At 37.4% G+C, this 15,306-nt stretch carries 6 protein-coding genes and 3 pseudogenes; 7 read left to right on the forward strand and 2 right to left on the reverse strand.

Annotated elements, in window-relative coordinates:
- The first annotated feature begins 68 nt into the window (after window positions 1-68).
- From purR to SK629_RS11135, 6 genes and pseudogenes are all read left to right on the forward strand, one after another.
- Complete coding sequence (gene purR, locus SK629_RS01675) at window positions 69-896, forward strand: pur operon repressor (RefSeq protein WP_042900303.1); 828 nt, start codon at window positions 69-71, stop codon at window positions 894-896.
- Between the two features lie 66 nt (window positions 897-962).
- On the forward strand, window positions 963-2,213 hold the full coding sequence (locus SK629_RS01680) for a diaminopimelate decarboxylase (protein ID WP_042900305.1): 1,251 nt from the start codon (window positions 963-965) through the stop codon (window positions 2,211-2,213).
- A 125-nt stretch (window positions 2,214-2,338) separates the two neighbouring features.
- Window positions 2,339-3,133, forward strand: coding sequence for a pyruvate formate-lyase-activating protein (gene pflA / locus SK629_RS01685; RefSeq protein ID WP_001288288.1), 795 nt, complete (start codon window positions 2,339-2,341; stop codon window positions 3,131-3,133).
- An 82-nt stretch (window positions 3,134-3,215) separates the two neighbouring features.
- Window positions 3,216-4,673, forward strand: a pseudogene (locus SK629_RS01690) (IS1182 family transposase).
- A gap of 589 nt (window positions 4,674-5,262) precedes the next feature.
- Window positions 5,263-11,790, forward strand: a complete 6,528-nt coding sequence (locus SK629_RS01695; protein ID WP_042900306.1) for a leucine-rich repeat protein — start codon at window positions 5,263-5,265, stop codon at window positions 11,788-11,790.
- Between the two features lie 202 nt (window positions 11,791-11,992).
- A pseudogene (locus SK629_RS11135) lies at window positions 11,993-13,228 on the forward strand (transposase).
- A gap of 2 nt (window positions 13,229-13,230) precedes the next feature.
- Here SK629_RS11135 and yidC read toward each other — a convergent pair.
- Together yidC and SK629_RS01715 are read right to left on the reverse strand one after the other, a co-directional pair.
- Window positions 13,231-14,157: a membrane protein insertase YidC gene (gene yidC, locus SK629_RS01710; RefSeq protein WP_042900307.1), complete on the reverse strand. Its 927-nt coding sequence runs from the start codon at window positions 14,155-14,157 to the stop codon at window positions 13,231-13,233.
- 77 nt (window positions 14,158-14,234) lie between these two features.
- The gene (locus tag SK629_RS01715) at window positions 14,235-14,513 is read right to left on the reverse strand and encodes an acylphosphatase (RefSeq protein WP_020903085.1); all 279 of its coding nucleotides are present in this window, start codon (window positions 14,511-14,513) and stop codon (window positions 14,235-14,237) included.
- A 33-nt stretch (window positions 14,514-14,546) separates the two neighbouring features.
- Here SK629_RS01715 and SK629_RS01720 point away from each other — a divergent pair.
- Window positions 14,547-15,286: pseudogene (locus SK629_RS01720) on the forward strand (TrmH family RNA methyltransferase).
- The last annotated feature ends 20 nt before the right edge of the window (window positions 15,287-15,306 follow it).

Below are 15,306 nucleotides of genomic sequence, written 5' to 3' on the forward strand. Positions count from 1 at the left end.
GTTCGTTTTTTTATGTGAATATGGTATAATAGATAAAATATCAAAATTAAATGAAGTGGGAAATAGAAATGAAATTAAGAAGAAGTGATCGGATGGTTGTCATTTCCAACTATTTGATTAATAATCCTTATAAACTAACTAGTCTCAATACTTTTGCTGAAAAGTACGAATCTGCTAAATCATCCATCTCAGAAGATATCGTCATTATCAAACGCGCCTTTGAGGAAATTGAAATCGGTCATATCCAAACAGTAACTGGTGCTGGTGGAGGTGTCATCTTTACACCATCAATCTCAAGCCATGATGCCAAGGAAATGGTTGAGGACTTGCGTGCCAAGTTGTCAGAGAGTGACCGTATCTTGCCAGGTGGTTACATCTACCTGTCTGATCTGCTTAGCACACCAGCCATCTTGAAAAATATTGGTCGTATTATTGCCAAGAGCTTTATGGATCAAAAAATTGACGCGGTTATGACAGTAGCGACCAAGGGTGTTCCACTTGCAAATGCAGTTGCCAATGTCCTCAATGTTCCTTTTGTCATTGTGCGCCGTGACTTGAAAATTACCGAAGGTTCAACGGTCAGCGTCAACTACGTTTCAGGTTCAAGTGGTGACCGTATTGAGAAAATGTTCCTTTCAAAACGCAGTCTCAAGGCAGGAAGCCGTGTCTTGATTGTGGATGACTTCTTGAAAGGCGGAGGAACTGTCAACGGGATGATCAGTCTCTTGCGTGAGTTTGATTCAGAATTGGCTGGTGTAGCGGTCTTTGCGGACAATGCCCAAGAAGAACGTGAAAAGCAGTTTGACTACAAGTCACTCTTGAAGGTAACCAATATTGATGTCAAGAACCAAGCCATCGATGTTGCGGTTGGCAATATCTTTGACGGAGATAAATAAGAGATAGAACTAAAGGTTGGAACGATAGTCCCAGCCTTTCTTTGCAAATAGAATAGAAGGAAACTTATGAAAACACCATTTATCAATAGAGAAGACTTAGAAGCGATTGTTGCCGAGTTCCCTACTCCCTTTCACTTATATGATGAGAAGGGGATTCGTGAGAAGGCAAGAGCCGTCAACCAAGCCTTTTCGTGGAACAAGGGCTTTAAGGAATATTTTGCAGTTAAGGCTACTCCAACACCAGCTATTTTGAAAATTCTCCAAGAGGAAGGCTGTGGTGTGGACTGCTCTAGTTATGTAGAGCTTTTGATGAGTCATAAACTGAATTTCCCTGGTTCTGAGATCATGTTCTCTTCAAACAACACGCCAGACAAGGAATATGCCTATGCGCGTGAATTGGGTGCGACCATTAACTTGGATGCCTTTGAAGATATTAAACATCTAGAGCATGCAGCAGGCATTCCAGAAATCATCTCATGTCGTTACAATCCTGGAGGTGTTTTTGAGCTAGGGACAGACATCATGGACAATCCTGGAGAAGCCAAGTTTGGCATGACCAAGGACCAGCTCTTTGAAGCTTTTGCCATCTTGAAGGAAAAAGGAGCCAAGACTTTTGGGATTCACTCCTTCCTAGCGTCCAATACCGTGACCCATCTCTATTATCCAGAGTTGGCTCGTCAGCTTTTTGAATTGGCTGTTGAAATCAAGGAACAGTTGGGCATTTCGCTAGACTTTATCAATCTTTCTGGAGGTATTGGTGTCAACTATCGTCCTGAGCAGGAGCCAAATGATATTGCCTTGATTGGTGAGGGAGTTCGTAAGGTATATGAAGAGGTCCTTACGCCAGCAGGTCTTGGTCAGGTCAAGATTTTTACTGAATTGGGTCGTTTTATGCTCGCCCCTCACGGTGCTTTGGTCACAAGAGTTACCCATAAGAAGGAAACCTACCGTACCTATCTCGGTGTGGATGCATCAGCAGTCAACCTTATGCGTCCAGCCATGTACGGAGCCTACCACCATATTACTAATGTGACCCATCCAGATGGACCAGCTGAAGTGGTAGATGTGATTGGTTCACTTTGTGAAAACAATGATAAATTTGCAGTGAATCGTGAACTTCCTCATACAGAAATCGGTGATTTGCTGGTAATTCATGATACAGGTGCCCACGGTTTTTCAATGGGCTACCAGTATAATGCTAAACTTCGTTCTGCGGAAATTCTTTATACTGAAGAAGGCAAAGCCCGTCAAATCCGCCGTGCAGAGCGTCCTGAGGACTATTTTGCAACCTTGTATGGTTTTGACTTTGAAGAATAAAATGATAAGTAATTGAAAATGAAATTGAAAAACAGATTGCTTTCTAAAAAATAGACAAAAATCTTGTTTTTCCTTCAAGTCGTGATATAATAAAACTATAAAACGTTTTCAAGGAAGGTAACGATATGTCTGAAGAAACAATTGATTATGGACAAGTGACAGGAATGGTGCATTCAACGGAGAGCTTTGGTTCGGTAGACGGACCTGGTATTCGCTTTATTGTCTTTTTGCAGGGCTGTCACATGCGTTGCCAATATTGCCACAACCCAGATACTTGGGCCATGGAGTCCAACAAATCACGTGAACGGACGGTAGATGATGTCTTGACAGAAGCCTTGCGCTACCGCGGTTTCTGGGGGAATAAGGGTGGGATTACAGTCAGTGGAGGAGAAGCTCTCTTGCAGATTGATTTCCTAATTGCCCTCTTTACCAAGGCTAAGGAACAAGGAATCCACTGTACCTTGGATACCTGTGCACTGCCTTTCCGTAATAAACCACGTTACCTTGAGAAGTTTGACAAACTTATGGCTGTTACTGACTTGGTTCTCTTGGATATCAAGGAAATCAACGAAGAACAGCACAAGATTGTTACTAGCCAAACCAATAAAAATATCTTGGCCTGTGCCCAGTATCTATCAGATATTGGAAAACCTGTCTGGATTCGCCACGTGTTAGTTCCGGGATTGACAGATAGAGATGATGACTTGATTGAACTTGGTAAGTTCGTCAAGACCCTCAAAAATGTTGATAAGTTTGAAATTCTACCTTATCACACCATGGGTGAGTTCAAATGGCGTGAATTGGGAATCCCTTATTCGCTCGAAGGGGTCAAACCTCCAACAGCAGACCGCGTCAAGAACGCTAAAAAACTCATGGATACCGAAAGTTACCAAGACTATATGAAACGTGTACATGGATAGAAAAGAAGCCTGATGGAAAAGAGCCCACTGAAAAAGTCATCAATTGATGGCTTTTTTGTTATACTAGAGATGAGGTGAAATGATGCTTGATAATCAGTTAACTATGGATGTCAGTCCTTATTCTAGTTTGTATAATATCGTGGTTCCTAAAACCCACTTTTTTCGTCAGCTAACTGAACTCTGTGATTTTAGCTTTATTCATGATGAACTAGAAAAGAATTATCGTCCCGATTTTGGGTGTAAAGCTTATTCACCGATTATGATGTTCAAATATCTCTTGTTAAAAGATATTTATAAGTTATCAGATGTCGATGTGGTGGGACGTTCCTTGTCAGATATGGCCTTTAAATTTTTTCTTGGTCTAGCTCCTGAGGATTCTGTTATCGAGCCATCCTCTCTGACAAAATTTAGAAAGCTAAGAATTAAAGATGACAAACTGCTTGATGTATTGATTCAGAAGTCTGTTCAAATTGCACTCGAACACAACTTGATTAAGAGTAAAATCCTCATTGTGGATGCCACTCACACCAAATCTCATTATAATCATAAGAAACCCCAAGAAATTCTTAGGAAGCGTTAAAAAGCTTTACGTAAAACGATTTATCAACATTCAGAAGATATCAAAATAGAATTTCCAAAGAAACCCCAAGAAGATAAACTCGAAGCAGAATTGACATATACAGAGGAGTCAATGGCTATGGTTAAAAAACACGAGGAACTCTTAGCCCTACCGGCTGTCTCTCAAAAGTTCAATTACCTAAAAGAGGCTGTTGAGGACGACTTAGAATACTTGGAAGCTTCTGTTAAGGAGGAGACTAGGCTCGGACATAAGACAGCCGACAGCTCTTTCTATGGATATAAAAGTCATATCGCTATGACGGATGAACGGATTATTACTGCTTGTGTGGTCACTTCTGGCGAACAAAGTGATAGGAAATATTTACCTGAGTTATATGCTAAAACAAAGGAAAATAGTCTGGCCATCGAGACTATTATTAGTGATGCGGCTTATTCAGTAAAGGACAATATTCAACTAGCTCGCAAAGAAAAGATTCATTTGGTGTCAAAACTGAACCCTTCTGTTTCAAAAGGTTACCGTAAAGAAGAGGATGGGTTTGAATTTAATAAAGACGCAGGGCTATTTGTCTGTCCTGAAGGACACATGGCTATTCGCAAAACAAGGACAGGGAAAAAATATCAAAATAAGAATCAAGTTGTCACTCATTACTTTGACATTGAGAAGTGCAAGAGTTGCCTTTCCAAGGAAGGTTGTTATAAGGAGGGGACAAAGTCTAAAACTTATTCATTAGCTATTAAGAGGAACGACCATCTTTTCCAGAAGAAATTTCAGGAAACATCTTATTTTAAAGAAATTACCAGACATCGCTATAAACTCGAAGCGAAGAATGTCGAACTAAAACATAGACATGGCTTTGATGTCGCAAGGGCATCAGGTCTTTTCAACATGGAATTACAGGCAGCAACAAGTATATTCGTGGTCAATATGAAACGAATTATGACCTTAATAAATACAAAATAACCGAGGAATTCGCTCAAATTGATGAGAGATTCCTCGGTTTTCAGTTTATTAAAAGTAAGAGGCTTATTTTTTCAGTGGGCTAAGTTTTTAATGTTTGTCTTTTATATATCTAATCTTCAAATTGTTTAATAATAAAACATTAAAAGGCGTATCTAAAAAATGTAAATGCTTGCTAAAAACGGATTTTCATAAAAATCTTCTTTTTAAAAAATAGAATTATGTTAAAATACTAAAGAGGTGTAAATTATCAGATTATTTCAGCCGTACAGTGTAATTTGTAGATATTTCATAATTTTACGGCCTTTCAAAAATAGGATTGATTTTATTTGTAAGTAATGAAAAGTTTGAGAACAATTTAGTCACGTTCTACTTCAACGTATAAGTATTAGTTTAGGTGATGATAAAAATTAATTGTCCTACCATATTTGAATAGAGTTTTTTGAGAAATGGTTTAATCTTTACTTTGTATAGCACAGACTTTTCTGGAAAGGAGTATTAAGAAAGATTTTACGAAGAATAAATAATTTGATAATCAAAAAGACAGTCAAAGAGTAACTTGAAAGATATTATTGCAATAGGAGATATTTGAATGAAGGAAGTTTTAAAATTAAGAAAACGCAGAACAGGCCAATGGGTAACTGTTGCTGGTATGGTATTAATTGGTGCATGTATGACAATCGGGAATACAGTGGTTTTTGCAGATGATACTCAAACATACCCGATTGAGGCATCAAATAGTAATAAATTTAATTTAACGGACTCCCCCTCTCCTTTAAGTAGTGAAAATTTAGGAACAAATAATCGAGGGCATGAGGTAGCTACTTTACCATCTACAGGACACGTTGATTCAAGTGCCAAAACCACACCAGAATATTTGATGAGTGAATCGTCAACTGTTTCTTTAGTCACAAGTGATGTGGCGACTACAGAGACCTCAACCTCAGTATTGGCTAGTCTTTCTGAAGTCGCACCAACTAAGTCAACCGACAGCTCTGAAACGCTAGTGCCCTCAACTTTATCGGAAGATCCAAAGCATTCATCAACTTCAGAGGGGGCAGTAGCTGAAGTTAAAAGCCACTCTGAAACACTAGTAGAACATTCTACTAATAGTAATAATGAAGAGGAAAGTGGTGATAATTTAATTTACGATATACACAATCAAGAAGTGACAATTACTGATATCAAGCGAAAAGAAACAATTAAAAAACTGATTATTCCTCAAAGAATTTCTAATTATAGAGTCACCGAAATAGGTTCTTCAGCTTTTTCAGGTTCTAGTTTGAAGGAAGTAGTATTACCAAAAACGTTAACGAAGATAGGCGATTCTGCCTTTAGAGGTACCCAGTTGACAAAACTTACCCTTCCAGAAGGCGTAACTGAGATAGGCTCTTCAGCTTTTTCAGGTTCTAGTTTGAAGGAAGTAGTATTACCAAAAACGCTAACACAGATAGGCAGTTATGCTTTTAGTGAGACACAGTTGAGAGAGATCACTCTTCCAACCAGTGTCACAACTATAGGAAGTAGAGCCTTTGGATCTATTGATAGTTTAAGCAGCGTTGTTATTCCAAAGAATTTGAGTAATGCTTATGGAGCTTTTGAGGGTTCACAACATCTCAAGACAATTCATTTTGAAGAAGGCATAACTAAGATAGCTGACGGTCTTTTTAAAGGTTCAGGGATTTCGAGCATAACAATTCCTAAGACAGTCACTGAAATAGGATACGAAGCTTTCCGTAATACAAGAATTACAGAACTTTATATTCCAGACAGTGTTACTAAGTTAGGTGATAATTCCTTTAGTTTTTCTGATAACTATTCTAATGATTTACCTTCTCTTACTAAAGTTAGCTTGCCATCAGAGTTGCAATCAACTAGTTCACCATTCTATGGACAGAAGAATCTCAAGGAAGTAGTGCTTCGTGGAAATTGGAAGACAATTCCAAGTGGATTGTTTTCTGGAACAGGAATTGAAAAACTAGTGATTCCAGAGGGTGTTACTGAAATAGGTTCTTCAGCTTTTTCAGGTTCTAGTTTGAAGGAAGTAGTATTACCAAAAACGTTAACGAAGATAGGCGATTCTGCCTTTAGAGGTACCCAGTTGACAAAACTTACCCTTCCAGAAGGCGTAACTGAGATAGGCTCTTCAGCTTTTTCAGGTTCTAGTTTGAAGGAAGTAGTATTACCAAAAACGCTAACACAGATAGGCAGTTATGCTTTTAGTGAGACACAGTTGAGAGAGATCACTCTTCCAACCAGTGTCACAACTATAGGAAGTAGAGCCTTTGGATCTATTGATAGTTTAAGCAGCGTTGTTATTCCAAAGAATTTGAGTAATGCTTATGGAGCTTTTGAGGGTTCACAACATCTCAAGACAATTCATTTTGAAGAAGGCATAACTAAGATAGCTGACGGTCTTTTTAAAGGTTCAGGGATTTCGAGCATAACAATTCCTAAGACAGTCACTGAAATAGGATACGAAGCTTTCCGTAATACAAGAATTACAGAACTTTATATTCCAGACAGTGTTACTAAGTTAGGTGATAATTCCTTTAGTTTTTCTGATAACTATTCTAATGATTTACCTTCTCTTACTAAAGTTAGCTTGCCATCAGAGTTGCAATCAACTAGTTCACCATTCTATGGACAGAAGAATCTCAAGGAAGTAGTGCTTCGTGGAAATTGGAAGACAATTCCAAGTGGATTGTTTTCTGGAACAGGAATTGAAAAACTAGTGATTCCAGAGGGTGTTACTGAAATAGGTTCTTCAGCTTTTTCAGGTTCTAGTTTGAAGGAAGTAGTATTACCAAAAACGTTAACGAAGATAGGCGATTCTGCTTTTAGTGGGACACAATTGACAAAACTTACCCTTCCAGAAGGCATCACCGAAATAGGTTCTTCAGCTTTTTCAGGTTCTAGTTTGAAAGAGGTAGTATTACCAAGTACGCTAAGGAAGATAGGAAATTCTGCTTTTAGTGGGACACAGCTGACAAATATGTCGGTTCCTTCTAGTGTTAGGGAAATTGGCTCTTATGCCTTTAATAGTACGCTACTTGAGGCAATTAATTTACCTTATGGTTTGCAAATAATCGGTAGTGGAGCTTTTAGAAACACCAAGCTCAAAACAATTGAGATCCCAGAAGGTGTGACTTATCTTGATGATTACACTTTAGCCAATATTCCAACACTGAAGTCTGTGTATCTTCCAAAAAGTTTGACAACTCTCGTTCAGTCTTGGGATACACCTTCTGAAAGCATAGAATATCATGTTTATCTGGATTCTTTTGCTTTAGAATATATGATTGAAAAACAACTTAACTTTAAACTTCGTGATGAAAATGTAGCAAATGATGACAGTAAAGTATTAGACAGCAGCAATTCTTACTATCTGACAACGACAACAGGTACTCGTCGACAAGGATATTTAGGTCTAGACCTAAAGTACGCTATAAAAAAAGATAAATCAAGTGATGATGGTAAGTATGTTCTTCACCTCAATATACCATCTACAACGAAAGTTTTTGAAAGTAAAATACGAGTAAATGGCCAAGATGTAACGGCAACAGTTTCTAATGGTTATCTAGATATTCCAGTTTCTGAAGAGGTGGGTAAGATTAAGTTAACTTTGATGACAGAAAATAGAGAACTCACTAATGTCCGTTTATTTGCACAGCTTTCCTATCAAAAAGATAGAAAAAAAGTATCCGAAAATATTGGAGCTATCAATGTTAATATACCTGTCTTAACACTAACAGCTAATCAGGTAACATCAAGGAGTTACTCTCGTATTAGTGGGGTAGCTGACCCTAATGACCAGGTAATTGCTTATCTTGATGATATGGTTGTTGGTCAAGTCAAGATTAAAAAAGATGGAAGTTATACCTTTGATGTACCTCTGGTTACTCCTGTAGACAATAAAGAATATACAATCAAAGTGAAGGCTTTATCATCAGATGGTCGAGAAATCAGTGAGACAACAACAGTTCGCTATGAGAAAAATTATCCTGAGTTAGTGAACTTTATCATGCGTCATAATGGCTACACTTATAATTTGAAAGAGAACCAAGACAAAGTTCCAGTTATCAGTTTTAGACCTGGTGGACAATTTGATTTTGAAGTTGAGTATACAAATACTGAACAGATAGAAAATATTTATTTGGTAAGTGTCAGAGAGGGAATCAAAAAGTATGTTCAGCTTTATTATGATGAAAATTTAAAAAAATATATTTATCATGGCTACTTTGATGAAAAAAATACTTCTTATGTCCCAGGAAAATTAGAACTTCAGATTATTAATAAGGAAAAACGTATTCCCTCTATTCTAGTTGAACTAGAAGGTAAAAAGGTTGACTATTTAAGCAGTGAGTTTAAAGAAAAATATAAAATAATTGACGAGTTAAACCGAGATAAGTTTGTTACTCGAATTATCAATAGGGAAACACAGAAGGTTGTATTAACAGAAGAAATATCAATAGATATATTAAAAGAATTGTTTGATAATATTCAAAACAATTCTGAATCTCAACCTAAAAAATCTTCAATTTTAGTTAAAGAGAAAGAAAATAATTTAGGATTTAGGTCTGCTGAAGGAACCAAGGGAGAACCTATATTAAATCTATTTTATGCTTTATTGTTGGAAGAAGCAGGAATAATTAATCTGAATCAATTTCTCAATCCTGCAAAATTTGCACTCGATGAATTATACAAAATACCAGAATTAATTTTTAGAAAGTATGCAGGTCTTTCAAAAGATCTTACTACCGTTAGTGACAATGTGTTTGATGGTATTAAGGATAAACTACTTGAAAATAAAGCTGTTAAAGATGAAATCGCAAAAGTTCCTGGTTTAGACAAGGTAGTAAATAATATAGGGCTTTTTCAAGAATTAGGAAATTTTGTGCTGAAGTGGTCCATGTTAGAATTACTCGAACAACTTTTAGAAAATCCTAAACTAGTAATTCAAGGGAATTACAAATATAATGCACTTCAAACTATCAAAAGAGAGAAAAATAATTTTATTAATTCTTCAATTAAGTCAATTGGGGTTAGCGCTGCTTCTATTGGTATTCACGTACGTTTAGGTGCTCTAATATATGATTTTGGTGCAACTTTTTATAATTTTAGTAGAGGTTTAGGTGGTGAGCTAAAGAAATGGGAACGCATTCCTACAGTATCGGGTCTCCCTGAGTCATTTTATGAAAATATTATTGATGACTTAAAAATTGGTGCTCCAACATTAACTGACTGGAAGGTAAAAACTCCTTCCAATAATACAAATTCCAATAATACAAGAGAAGAAGATATAGGCACAAAAGTCAATTCTAATTCACTTGATGCCTCAAATTTATTTTCTGTAAGATACACTACACCTCATAATAATTTATCTAGATTTACTTCATTTAATATACCAGCTTTTAAATTCGTTGTTGACCCATCAGGAATAGTAATAAATAATGTTTCAAAGAATCCAGTAACGGGAGCAACAATTAATCTTTATTATCAAGGAGAGAATGGTGAGGAGGTTTTATGGGATGCAGGGGAGTATTCGCAGTTTAATCCTTTGGTGACGACAGTTAATGGTGAGTATGCTTGGGATGTGCCTGAAGGCTTCTGGAAAGTCAAGGTAAGTAAAGAGGGATATGAGTCTGCAGAGTCTGATTGGCTACCGGTACCGCCACCTCAGACAGAAGTACACTTTAACTTGAAACCATTGTCCTATAAGATAGCTTATAAAGTTGGAGATGGCATATTAAAGGAAGATGTTCCAAGGAGTTACCAAACTGATGTAGACACGGAGTTGCCTTATCCTGTTCGTAAAGGATACGTTTTTACAGGATGGTATTTAGATGATAATTTCTCAGGTGAACCTTTCTTTAATACATTGTTCGATAAAGCAGGTGACAAGGTGCTTTATGCTAAGTGGGAAAAGGACACAAAAATTTTAAGTGATGATAATAACGTTGTTACGGTGACAGTTTCTGGAAATGATGTAAATGTGATTGGCAAGGTTGTTAAAAAGGAAGTTACTAATGCTGATATCTTGGAAAAGGTTGGGGATCATAATAACCTTCTTATGGAAATTCAAGCTTTAGATGATGATGGTAATGTAGTATCCTTATCTGAAGATGCTGAAATTAAACTAGCAGTGATTTCAGGTCGAAAACCTTATAAGGTGTTACATTATGTAAAAGATAAGTCGACTTTTGAGGAGGTACCATTTAATTGGAATGAAAAGGACAAGAACATTTCCTTAACCACGTCAACTTTAGGGGTTTATTTGATTCAAAATAAATTGACAGAAAAACAAATGACTTCCAAGGTTCGTCAAGAAAGTCGAGTTCTTAAGACAGATAAGATTGAATATATTGATGATTCAAATCTCGATGCAGGCAAAGTTCGAGAAGTTGCAGCAATAAACGGAAAAGTTTTAGTAGAAATCACAGACGTATATGTAAATGGTGAGTTGCAATCAAGCACAGAAAAAGAATTATCACGTATTGAGCCGCAAGCTAAGAAGGTTTATCGAGGAACAAAACAGGTATCACAAGTTCCAGATGTTGCACCAATTGAACACAGTAAACCAGAGGCTATTCTTGAAACCAAGGTTCGTCAAGAAAGTCGAATTCTTAAGACTGATAAGGTTGAATATGTTGATGATTCAAGTCTCGATGCAGGCAAAGTTCGAGAAGTTGTAGCAATAAACGGAAAAGTTTTAGTAGAAATCACAGACGTATATGTAAATGGTGAGTTGCAATTAAGTACAGAAAAAGAATTATCACGTATTGAACCGCAAGCTAAGAAGGTTTATCGAGGAACAAAACAGGTATCTTACGTCCCAGATATTGCACCAATTGAGATTATTAGAATCGAACGTAATAATATTACGAAAGAGCATCAAGGGGTTTCTACTGTAATAAATACTAAGATAGAGCAAGTAGTGATGAATCAATCGTCTTCAGAACCTTTTTCATCAAAAGAAACAACCATAAGAACTAAAGGTTATTTACCAAATACAAGTAGTGAATATGGTTATGGTTTTGAGTTGGCAGGTATTATTGCTTTAGCAACGGCTCATTTTGGAATCATCTCAAATAAGAGAAAGAAAAATATAAAAAACTAGTTATTAGTGATGGATTAACTCAACTTTAAGAATTATTCCACATTAAGACTAATGAGAAAGTTCTCAGAAGTGATATTCGGCTCTATAATATTTGTAGTGGGTAAATCCCCTATGAATATTATAGAGCCTATTTTGTTGTAGAAAAAAAGTCCCATAAGATCTATAATGAAAAGCGACAAAATAACTCATTATAAAGATTTATATGGAACAATTACATTTTATCACAAAACTTCTCGATATCAAAGACCCTAATATCCAAATTATAGATATCGTTAATAGAGATACCCACAAAGAAATCATCGCTAAACTGGATTATGAGGCTCCAACTTGTCCTGATTGCGGAAGCCAAATGAAGAAATATGATTTTCAAAAACTATCTAAGATTCCTTACCTCGAAACGACTGGTATGTCTACCAGAATCCTTCTGAAAAAACGCCGTTTTAAGTGCTATCAATGCTCTAAAATGATGGTCGCTGAAACTTCTATCGTCAAGAAGAATCACCAAATCCCTCGTATCATCAACCAAAAGATTGCTCAAAAGTTGATTGAAAAGACTTCTATGACCGATATTGCCTCATCAGCTGGTCATATCAACTTCAACTGTTATTCGCAAAAGCTCAATGATTTTCACTTTGAGCATGATTTTTCTCGCCTTCCTGAGATTATGTCTTGGGATGAGTACGCCTTCACCGAGGGAAAGATGAGCTTCACTGCACAAGATTTTGACAAGCTCAATATCATCACTGTTCTTGAGGGCAGAACACAAGCTATCATTCGAAATCACTTTGACTTAGCTAAATAGCTTTTTCCGTGTGCTAAAATCGTTCTTGATCGTTTCCATATTGTCCAACACTTGAGTCGTGCTATGAGTCGTGTTCGTGTCCAAATCATGAATCAGTTTGAACGAAAATCCCATGAATACAAGGCTATCAAGCGTTACTGGAAACTCATTCAACAAGATAGTCGGAAGCTCAGCGATAAACGTTTTTATCGCCCTACTTTTCGCATGCACTTGACCAATAAAGAGATTCTAGATAAACTTTTGAGCTATTCAGAAGACTTGAAATACCACTATAATCTCTATCAACTCTTGATGTTTCACTTTCAGAATAAAAAGCCTGACAAATTTTTCGGACTCATTGAGGACGATCTAAAGCAGGTTCATCCTCTTTTTCAGACTATCTTTAAAACCTTTCTAAAGGACAAAGAGAAAATCATCAATGCCCTTCAGTTACCCTATTCCAATGCTAAATTGGAAGCCACCAATAATCTAATCAAACTTATTAAGCGAAATGCATTTGGATTTCGAAACTTTGAAAACTTCAAAAAACGGATTTTTATTGCTCTGAATATCAAAAAAGAAAGGACGAAATTTGTCCTTTCTAGATCTCAGCTTTTCATCAACCCACTACAGTTGACAAAGAGCCAATCTACGTAGCTTTATCTCGAACGTTGTTTTCCAGCGTTGCGATTTTTGTGTTTTTTCTTGTTTGTAATAGCAGTTGGTTGTTCAGGAGTTACGTCTTTTCGTCCGTTTGCTGTTGAGAAAGCACTTGCTTTTGGTGGATTCTTCGCCAATTCTTCACGGACTTTTTTGCGAAGTTTTGGACGAACGATATAGTTGACGATAAACTGTTGGAGAATCATCATGAAACCACCGACAACCCAGTAAAGTGTGACACTGGCTGGTGAAATGAGGGAGAAGACGACAATCGTGATTGGGCTCACGTAAGCCATTTTCTTGATTTGATCTCTTTGCGTTTCATCTTCTACTCCGTGAAGTGAAAGGAGCGATTGAAGATAGTAAAGGACACCAGCGAAGGCAACCAACATCATACTTGGAGAACCTAGAGGAATACCTAGGTAACTTGCTTGAGCAACTCCTTCAGTATGTTGGGCAGCAAAGTAGATAGCAGAGAAGAAAGGCATTTGAAGGAGGATAGGGAAGCATCCTACACCACCAAACATGCTGATACCGTGCTCTTTTTGAGCGGCAAAGAGAGCTTGTTGGGCTTCGAGTTTTTCTTCTTGAGTAGTCGCTTCCTTGAGGCGAGTTTGATGTGGCTCAAGGATGTGCTTGAGGGCGTTCATCTTTTCAGAGTGAAGCGTTGCCTTCCATGATTGGTAGATACCAAGTGGCAAGATAATCAAGCGTACGATAATAGTTACGATAATGATAGCCATACCAAAGCCTAGACCTTTATCAGTAGCGAAGTACTTGATAGCTTCAGCCATAGGCGCTCCGAAAGTATTCCAAATAAATCCTGTGGGTTCTCCTGTTGCTTTATCGACGCTGACACAGCCAGTCAAGACAAGCAACATAGCCACTCCCATAGCCGAGAGTGCAAAACGTTTAATAGATTTCACTGTTTTTATTCCTTCTTTAAAAATTATACCTTTCTATTCTACTGTTTTTTTACAAAATATACAATAGTTCTAGAGACCTAATTTGCGATTTTGAAGTCAGGGTAGGGAGGAAAGTTACTCAATTGGACATCTAAGTAGCTGACTTTTGAAAAAGGTGTGGGTCCTTTTCGGATTTCTTGGATAAATTTTGCCATGATAGCAGATGAGTCTGCTTGGGCTAAGATCTCCACTGTGCCATCGTCGTTATTCCAGACACGGCCTGTGATGCCACCAATTTCAAGTGCCAAGCTGTAAACACCCCAACGAAAGCCGACTCCCTGTACCCTGCCTTGGGCAATCATTCTAACCTTTTGCATACCAAACCCCTTTGATTGTGTTATAATATTTCTATGACTATTATAACCTCAAAAGCTAATTCTGTGGTAAAAAATGCCAAGAAATTACACCAAAAAAATACCGCAAGTCTACCTATTTGATTGAAGGCTGGCACTTGTTTGAAGAAGCTGTTCAAGCTGGAGTGACGATTGAGAAGATTTTTGCCCTAGAAAGTTACCGAGATCAGTTAGCCTCTTTTCCGCAAACTGTCTGGGTATCAGAAGATATTTTACTAGATTTGGCAGATTCTCAGACTCCACAGGGAATTGTTGCCGTCGTTCAAAAAGAAGAAGTAGGGCAAGCTGACTTTAGTCAGGGCAAGTTCTTGTTTTTGGAAGATGTGCAAGATCCTGGTAATGTGGGAACTATCATTCGAACTGCGGATGCAGCAGGTTTTACTGGAGTGATTGTTTCAGATAAGTCAGCAGACATCTACAGTCTCAAGACCCTACGTTCTATGCAAGGCAGTCATTTCCATCTGCCCATTTATCGGATGTCTAGTCAAGCGCTTCTCGAGGAAGCTAAAAAGGCAGGTATCCCAGTGCTAGCAACCACACTTTCCAAGAATTCTAAAGACTATCGTGACTTGCCTCATTTAGATCAATTTGTCTTGGTTATGGGGAATGAGGGTCAAGGAATTAGTCCTCTCATGACTGAAAGTGCAGACCAGTTGGTCCACATTAGCATGAAGGGGCAGGCAGAGAGTCTCAATGTTGCAGTTGCAGCAGGTATTTTGATTTTCCATTTAAGCTAATTTTAACTTTCTTTGCTATA

This window comes from Streptococcus mitis, assembly GCF_000722695.1.
Classification (GTDB): Bacteria; Bacillota; Bacilli; order Lactobacillales; family Streptococcaceae; genus Streptococcus; species Streptococcus mitis_O.